The organism is Frankia sp. CcI156, assembly GCF_001983015.1.
In the GTDB taxonomy this organism is placed as follows: Bacteria; Actinomycetota; Actinomycetes; order Frankiales; family Frankiaceae; genus Frankia; species Frankia casuarinae.
The window spans coordinates 46,105-53,550 of record NZ_MOMD01000039.1 but is presented as its reverse complement, the minus strand read 5'-3'; the positions used below and the strand labels follow the sequence as shown (position 1 = coordinate 53,550).

Genomic DNA, 7,446 nt, shown 5'->3' with positions numbered 1-7,446 from the left:
GTCCACTGGGTGCGCGATGTGACGTTCCGTGAGGATGCCTCGCGGGTTCGGACCGGCCCACTGCCCCGCATCATGACCACACTCCGTAACCTGATCATCGGGCTGATTCGCCTCGCTGGCCATAACCGCATCGCCCCGACCATCCGCAGAATCCGACACGACAACGCCCTGCTCCTGGCCATCCTCACTCTCGACAACCCCGCTGACCTGCATCAATGACTTTGCGGGTCACCCTGCGGGTACGGGATCTCCCGGTTCTCGTGCCTGAGGATTCCGTGCATGCCATGGTTCTCCGACCRCGCGGGGCCCGTCCCGAACTCGCGTCTAGCGCTCGCGACGGTGTTGCCTTCCGTGCTTTCKACCACGTCGGCGCACCCGGYCTTCTCATTTCGCGGCTCAATAGCCTGGCCTACACGTGCCCCTACCAACGCTTCAGCCGCCCCCTTGCGGAAGCAGCCACATGGCTCGGGGTCGTCGTGGATCGCTACTCCTTATCCTAAGGCCGGTTTATCCCGGCGCATCCGAAAGTCGAGGTCCGCACGTTCACCACGACCGGGGGTTCGTTAGGTCTCCTCGCGGACTGGCTGGCCCAGAACAAGGTCACGGTCGTGGGAATGGAATCAACAGGGGTTTACTGGAAACCTGTCTTCCGCCTGCTGGAAGACCAGTTCGAATGCTGGCTTCTCAACGCCGCGCATGTCCGTAACGTACCAGGCCGGAAAACGGATGTGGCCGACGCCGCGTGGCTTGCGGACCTCGTCGCGCACGGCCTGGTCCGGCCGTCGTTCGTTCCCCSGAAGCCGTTCCGGGACCTGCGCGACCTCACCCGGGCGCGGCGCACGGTCGTGGAGGAGAAGACCCGCGAGGTCCAGCGGCTGGAGAAGCTGATGCAGGACGCCGGGGTGAAACTCACCAGCGTCGCCTCCCAGCCGCTGGGAGTCTCCGGCCGGGCGATCCTGGAGAAGATGATCGCCGGGGAGCGGAACCCCGAGTATCTGGCGGAGCTGGCCCGCGGCCGGCTCCGCGGGAAGATCCCGGCGCTGAAAGTGCAGCCCGCTGGTCAACCGGGCCAGCACCTGCACATAGAGCGTGTCTCGTGTGGCCGCTCCGGTGGTCATCGGCGATCGTGGACGCGGCCAGCCTGCGGGCAAAAAAAGGGGAAGCCTGACCGGTCCGAACCCGGTCGACCGCGGCAAACCGGGCTCGAAGATCCATGTCCTGACCGACGCGGGCGGGCTGCCGCTGGTCGTGGCGGTCTCCCCGGCGAACCCGCACGACAGCGGGGCCTTCGTCCCGCTGGTGGCCAGCATCCCGGCGATCCGTTCCCGMCGTGGCCCGYGGCGGCGCCACCCGGCCAMGCTGCGTGCGGACAAGGCCTACGACCAGCCGGAACKACGGCGTTTCCTGCGYCGGCRCGGKATCGCGGTGCGGATCGCCCGCCGTGGTGTGGACAGTACCGAACGCCTCGGCCGGCACCGGTGGAAAGTCGAGAGAACCCTGGCCTGGCTCGGTGGCTACCGCCGCCTGAGCCCGCGTTATGAACGTAACGGCTACAACTTCCTCGGGTTCCTCTGCCTGGCTGCCGCGATCACCTGCTGGAAGAAGCTCCCGCACTCGACGTGAGACACGCTCTTAGCCTGTCCGGCCAGCTGTCGCAGCATRCCGATCTTCGCGAGATGGTGGGCGCCGCCGCGGGTCACCTGCCGGCGGACCCGCTCGTCGTTGACGGCCACCCCCAGCTCGTCGGCGGCGACGGACCGCGGGGGCCGGTGGAGCGACGGGCTGTCTGCTACCCGAGTACGCCGGTCGCTCCGTCGGTGAGCTCGCGCACGATGTCGGCGTGGCCGGTATGGCGGGCTGTCTCTTCGATCATGTGGATGTAGATCCACCGCAGTGATACCTGGGGTAGGTCGGGGCGGGAGACAGGGGTCGCGACGATGTCGTCGAGCGCGTACCCGGCCGCGGCCTTTCGGGAGGCTGCGCACGCCTGGTCGTACGCCGCCAGCAGCGAGTCGATGGTGTCGGTGTCGGCAAGCACCCAGCTGGTGTCTTCCTGGCCGGTCGGGAGTGTGTCGGGGTCGTCGGTCAGCCGACCGAACCAGTTTCGCTCCACCACGGTCAGGTGTTTGACGAGGCCGGCGAGGGTGGTGAGCGAGGGCAGCATCCTGCGTGCGCTGTCCTGGTCGCTGACACCGCGCACCTTGTGGACGAGGACATCCCGGTAAAAGTCGAGGAACGCTTCCAGGGTTTCGCGTTCGCCTGCGGTGCTGGCCTGCATGACCCGCAGTGTCGGCGGGCGTGGCGGTGGCGGCTGCATGCCGGCAACCGTAGCGCGCTGCGAAGACGGGGCCTGAGAGTGATCAAGTCTGGTGCGCGGGTTGGGTCAGGTTCCGATGACGAGGACTTCGCGGGCGGTGCGGTAGGATCTCGACGATGACCGCGAGCCGTGGCGGGCGGCCAGCGGGCGCGCTGACGGCCGCGGGTACGCGCTCCTGCCGACGTGGAGTCACACCGTTGTTCTTGCGCGTCTCCGAACGCACTCGACCAGGATCTGTGGGGAACCGACCTGGTAGGGAGGCCACCGAGATACGGCAGAAAGGGGCAACGGGCGGCTGTAGCCCGGTGGCGTACGGCGTTGGGTCGCTCGGTATCCTGCCGATCACTATCGGGGGTGTAGTACGGGGTGGCTGGTGGCATCGATCGAGGAGGAGGCTGCGGGGGCGGCCGATCCGATCGGGGAGGTCTCCGAACGCGCCGGCCGGCTGGTGATCAAAACGTTGGCGGAGGCCGGCYGGAAGAATCTGATCCGCGCCGCGATCTCGATCCGGGAAGGCGTCCGCTCCTCGGTCACGCTGCTGCGCCGTCTGGGCAAGGTCGAGGCCTTCCACGGCTTCGCCGACTGGCTGATGTTCGGCGGGGACCTGATCGGCCACAACGATCCCGACCATCACGAGAAGATCGTCAAGTTCAACGAGCTGACCGCGAACTGCGTGATCCACCAGAACGCGTTGGACATCACCGATGTCGTTAACCAGCTCGTCGCCGAAGGGCAGGTGGTCGAACCCGACGACCTGGCCACCATCAGCCCGTACATCCGCGAGAACGTCCGCCGCTTCGGTGAATGGGGGCTCGACACCACCCCACCCGAGCAGACCGTCACCCGCCTCGACGTCACTCTTCCCACCTCTGTGGATATTCGTCGATGACGCCGACGGCCCCCGGAAGTGGGGGAGACAGCGGGGGTGCGTGGCTTACCCGGATCGGGGAGCTGTTCGGGATTGTTCTGGCTCCGGTAACGGTACTCACCGCGCTGCTCTACGACTTCGGTTTCGTCCGTGCGCAGGCCCTGTTCGGCTATTTCGGCCTCGAAGTCAGCCAGCTGGACTTCTCCTTCCAGGATCTGGTGCTCCGCAGCGCCCAGGTCGTCTTCCGTCCCCTGATCTTCCTCGCCTTCCTGGTTCTGCTGACCCTGGCTGGCCACGCCCTGCTCACCCGGCAGCTGCGCCGACGTCCCCCCACCTCCCGCGTCGCTCGGGGGGCCTCTCCCGCAACCGGGCTGGTTGCCATGCTGCTGTTCCTGACCGCAGCCGGCAGCCTCGACCTGATCAACCTGAAGTTGATACCTGTGCGGGTGGCGCCGGTCGCGCTTGGCATGGCCGCCGTGCTGACCGAGTACGCCGTCCACCTAGCCGAACAGCAGTGTCACCGGCGACGCCGCCGCCGCGCCCGCCGCGGACCACCCCCACCGCTGATGTCCGCCCCGCTGACCCGACTAYGCCGCGCCACTCTCGCCGCGACACTGCTGATCGCCCTGTTCTGGGGGTTTTCCGTCGAAGCCGATCGCCAAGGCAACCAGCTTGCCCGCGGCATCGCCGCGACCGTCGGGCAACGATCGGCAGCCATCGTCTACAGCACCGACCGACTCCCGTTAAGCCCGGACTACCAGGTCGACGAAGTCGACCTCACACCCGCCAAAACCATCTGGCGCTGGCGCTACACCGGCCTGCACGTCCTGGCCTACCGCGCCAACCGCTGGTTCCTGCTACCCACCAGCTGGACGAAGGACAACGGCGCACCCGTCGTCATCCTCACCGAGGACCCCACCCGACTCCGCGTCGACATCGTCCCATAAACACAAACTCCCGCCAGGCCACTCTTCCGGCCGAATTGTGCGATATAAAAGAAAGCGAGAAAAGTGTCTCACCCGCCCCCGGAAATGTGCGAGGAAGGCGCGGTTCCCCCACCTCCCGCGGGAGCATTATCGCCATCCGGCGGGGATACCCGAGGACTGGAAGGAGGTGGAGTCCCCGATTCGGGGCGCACGCTCGGGATTCCGCCGCMACCACCGCGCGAAACGGCTGCCGAGACCCCAGGAATCTGTCCATTGATTGATTTTTTCTGGTCGATTGTGGGATGCGGCTGGGGTAGCGTGGGGATCGCGAAGCCGGTAGGAGTACTCGAATGCTCTTCCGTTCCGGAGGTTGTGGGGGATGGGCTAGGCACATGAGATTGAGAAGATGATCTGCACGCTGCCACGAGGACGATCAGACTGACGGGCAGCACAACGAACATAGCTGTCCACCTCCACCAGCCCTCCCTTTTCCTGGCACTCCTGCTGTTTCGRCGTCCACCCACCACATCCCCCGACGATGTTGCTCTGCGACAGATCGACATCTCTTCGTACTAATAATCACTGTCGGGGTGCCCTGTGTCACTCACTCCGGCCCGGGCGGTTAGAGAAGGTCCTCAAGTCGGGTGGCGACCTGGCGGTAGCGGCTAACCGGGACGAGGTGCACACCGGCGAAGGCGCCGCTGTCGCGCAGCCGTAGCACCTGGTCGCAGGCCGCTTCGACCCCGGCCGCCTGGTCCCGTTCGACTGCTTGGACGAGGTCGTCGGGAATGTCGATGTCKGGKATGGCCGCGGCGAGGCGGCGGGCCATCCCGGCGCTCGCGAGGACCATGACGCCGGCGTAGATCGGCAGTTCGACCGGATGGGCGTCGCGCCAGCGCAGCAGGGCGTCCACCGAGTAGCTGATCTGTACGAACAGGAAGTCGGCCGCTCGTTTCCAGGTGGGCAGTGGACGTAGGCCAGCCGCGGCGCCGACCCGGAACGCCGGCATGTCCGCGAAGACCGGATCCTCGCTGGCCGCGCGGGCCTCGTCCATCATCGCGCGCACGGTCAGGTCGCCGGTCCGGTTCCCGGCGGTGGGTTTGTCGCCGTGGACGAACAGGAATTCCTCGACGCCGTAGGCCGCGGCGGTGAGCAGGTCGCGGCGGAAGCCGAGCAGGTTACGGTCGCGGGAGTTCACGCAGGCGATGCTGCGTCCCCCCATCGTCGCCACCTCGTGGGCGACGGCGATGCTCGACACCGTCGCGCGTCCGATGTGGTTGTCGGGGATCAGGAACGCGTCGGTGACGGGGCTCAGGACGCCGATCTGGTGGCGGGCGTGGGTCAGGTCCGGCCGGGTCGGCGGCTCGATCTCGCAGATCATCWCGAAGCCGCGCACCGGGCGTTCGTGACCCGCCGTGGGTTCGCGCATCCTGACAGGATAGGACTCCACGGACCACAGCCACACCGCACGGGTGCGCTGCGCTGCTGTAGCACACCGTAGGAACAGTCCGAGGTGGCCCACCGGCAGTTCGTGCCACTGAAGTTGGACCGGACCGGATCACCATGTCGGCGCATGCGCTGGTCCGATTCCCCCCAGGCCCATGTGCACCCGAGCCAGCGCGGTCCCTGCCAAACAAAGCGGCCGGAACCCGGCCATCTACCGGGGCMGGTCACAGGGAACCATCCCGGGATGATCATTTTCTGACGCCCGGGAAGGGAGGCTTATCGGGCGTCAGGACGCGCCATGCCACGCGCTCCCCTGAAACGTTCCGTTTCGTGGTATAACGTTTTTTCAAACGTTTCATCGCTTGCGACGATATGTAAGTGGAGGGGATGGGTCATGTCTCGGGTGCCACGACCGCCGCACCAGCGTCGGGAGCCGCCTGAACCGGTGGGGCCGATGCGGCCGCCGCGTCCCCGTGACGGCGAACCCGTGCTCCMGGCGGCCGGCACGTCTTCGGGGGGAGCGCCGGGGGCTGGGGGCGGCCCGGCGACGCCGGAGGGATCCACCGCCGGCCCGGCGGCCGGCCACGCGGTCCCCGAAGGCACCCGCGCCCGCGGCGGCGGGGACGACGGCGGGGACGACGGCGGGGCCGGCGGCGCGCCCCCGTCCGGACACCCGGCGCCGTCCGGCGGTGCGGCCGGGTCCGAGGGTGCGGCGGCCCGCGCCGCGACGGCGCCGCGCTGCGCCTTCCCGGGATGTACCCGACCCGCCGCCCCCGCCGAAGGCCCGGGGCGCCCGCCGGCGTACTGCGACGACCCGGCGCACAACCGGCTCGCGGCCTACCGTCGCCGCCGTGAGCTCGCCGGGCGTGGCGGTGCGGACTCCGCCGGCACGCCCGCCGCCCGGGCCGACCTCGCCACCCTGCCGCTGGCCGCCGGTCGGCTGCGCGCCGAGGACCTCGCCGCTCAGGTGCGCGCCCTCGCCGCCGAGCTGACCTGCACCCTCGACGCCTTCAGCCGGCAGATGTCCGCCCTCGGCGACGTCACCGCCGTCGAGGCGGCCGTCGAGGCGGCCGAGGCCGAAGCCGCCGAACGGGTCGCCGAGGCGGTGGCCCGTGCCGTGCGCGCCGAGCAGCGGGCCCGCGCCGCCGAGGCGGCCCGCGCCGAGGCCGAGGCCGTCGCCGGCGAGGCGGTGAGCGCCCTGGAGGACGCCGAGACCCGCCTGGCCGCCGCCGAGGCGGCCAGGCGGCAGGTGGTCGAGCACTCCGCCGAGACGGTCCGCGCGGCCAACGACGCCGCCGAGGCGGCCCGCGTCGAGGCCGACGCGCAGGTCCAGGCCGCCGCCGCCCGCGCCGCCACCGAGATCGAGGCGGCCCGCGTCGAGGCCGCACGGCGCATCGACGAGGCCGTCGCCGCCCGGGAGCAGGCCTCGACGCGGCTGGAGGAGGCCCGGCGCGACGCCGAACGCGACGCGCACACCCTCACCGAGCTACGCGCCGAACGCGACGCCCTGCGCGAGGACATCCGCCGCGAACGCGCCGAGGCCGAGCGCGTGCGTGCCGAGGCGGCGGCGCAGCTCGACCAGGGCCGAGCCGCCGCGGCAGCCGAGGCCGAGCGGGTGCGTGCCGAGGCGGCGGCCGAACTCGACCGCGTCCGCTTCGAGGGCGAGGCACGCCTGGCCGGCGAACGTCAGGCCGCCGCCGAACGTCTCACTGTGATCGGCGAGGCCCGCGCCGAGGCCCGGGCCCGCGCCGAACGCGCCGAACGCCAGGTCGACGAACTGACYGCGGAGCTTCGCGCCGTGCGCGCCAGCCCCACCCGCCCCGACCCCACCTGATCAGGCCCCACCTGATCAGGATCGCTCTCGTCCGGCGGGCAACACGGACCGGTGC

5 protein-coding genes and 3 pseudogenes are annotated in these 7,446 nt (G+C 69.6%); 6 read left to right on the top strand and 2 right to left on the bottom strand.

What is annotated here, in order from left to right:
- The 3 pseudogenes from CcI156_RS15440 to CcI156_RS15430 form a co-directional block, all read left to right on the top strand.
- Positions 1 to 219 (top strand): annotated as a pseudogene (locus CcI156_RS15440) (ISAs1 family transposase); the annotation flags it as partial.
- A 311-nt stretch (positions 220 to 530) separates the two neighbouring features.
- Positions 531 to 1,076, top strand: a pseudogene (locus CcI156_RS15435) (transposase); the annotation flags it as partial.
- Between the two features lie 29 nt (positions 1,077 to 1,105).
- Positions 1,106 to 1,623, top strand: a pseudogene (locus tag CcI156_RS15430) (IS5 family transposase); the annotation flags it as partial.
- Positions 1,624 to 1,789: 166 nt separating this feature from the next.
- Here the strand turns inward: CcI156_RS15430 and CcI156_RS15425 are convergent.
- Positions 1,790 to 2,317 carry a DinB family protein gene (locus CcI156_RS15425; protein WP_011436730.1) on the bottom strand — a complete coding sequence of 176 codons (528 nt, stop codon included), beginning with the start codon at positions 2,315 to 2,317 and terminating at the stop codon, positions 1,790 to 1,792.
- 373 nt (positions 2,318 to 2,690) lie between these two features.
- On the opposite strand from CcI156_RS15425, the gene CcI156_RS15420 reads away from it, so the two are divergent.
- Both CcI156_RS15420 and CcI156_RS15415 read left to right on the top strand, forming a co-directional pair.
- Positions 2,691 to 3,206 (top strand): Tn3 family transposase, encoded by a 516-nt coding sequence (locus CcI156_RS15420; protein WP_076806416.1) that lies wholly within the window; start codon positions 2,691 to 2,693, stop codon positions 3,204 to 3,206.
- Positions 3,203 to 4,132: a hypothetical protein gene (locus CcI156_RS15415; protein ID WP_076806414.1), complete on the top strand. Its 930-nt coding sequence runs from the start codon at positions 3,203 to 3,205 to the stop codon at positions 4,130 to 4,132. The genes CcI156_RS15420 and CcI156_RS15415 overlap by 4 nt, the downstream gene beginning before the upstream one ends.
- A gap of 601 nt (positions 4,133 to 4,733) precedes the next feature.
- On the opposite strand, the gene CcI156_RS15410 is transcribed toward CcI156_RS15415, so the two are convergent.
- A complete protein-coding gene (locus tag CcI156_RS15410; protein ID WP_076806438.1) occupies positions 4,734 to 5,540 on the bottom strand; it encodes a methylenetetrahydrofolate reductase in 807 nt (268 codons plus the stop codon).
- 504 nt (positions 5,541 to 6,044) lie between these two features.
- Here CcI156_RS15410 and CcI156_RS15405 point away from each other — a divergent pair.
- Positions 6,045 to 7,391, top strand: a complete 1,347-nt coding sequence (locus CcI156_RS15405) for a hypothetical protein (protein ID WP_254847451.1) — start codon at positions 6,045 to 6,047, stop codon at positions 7,389 to 7,391.
- The last annotated feature ends 55 nt before the right edge of the window (positions 7,392 to 7,446 follow it).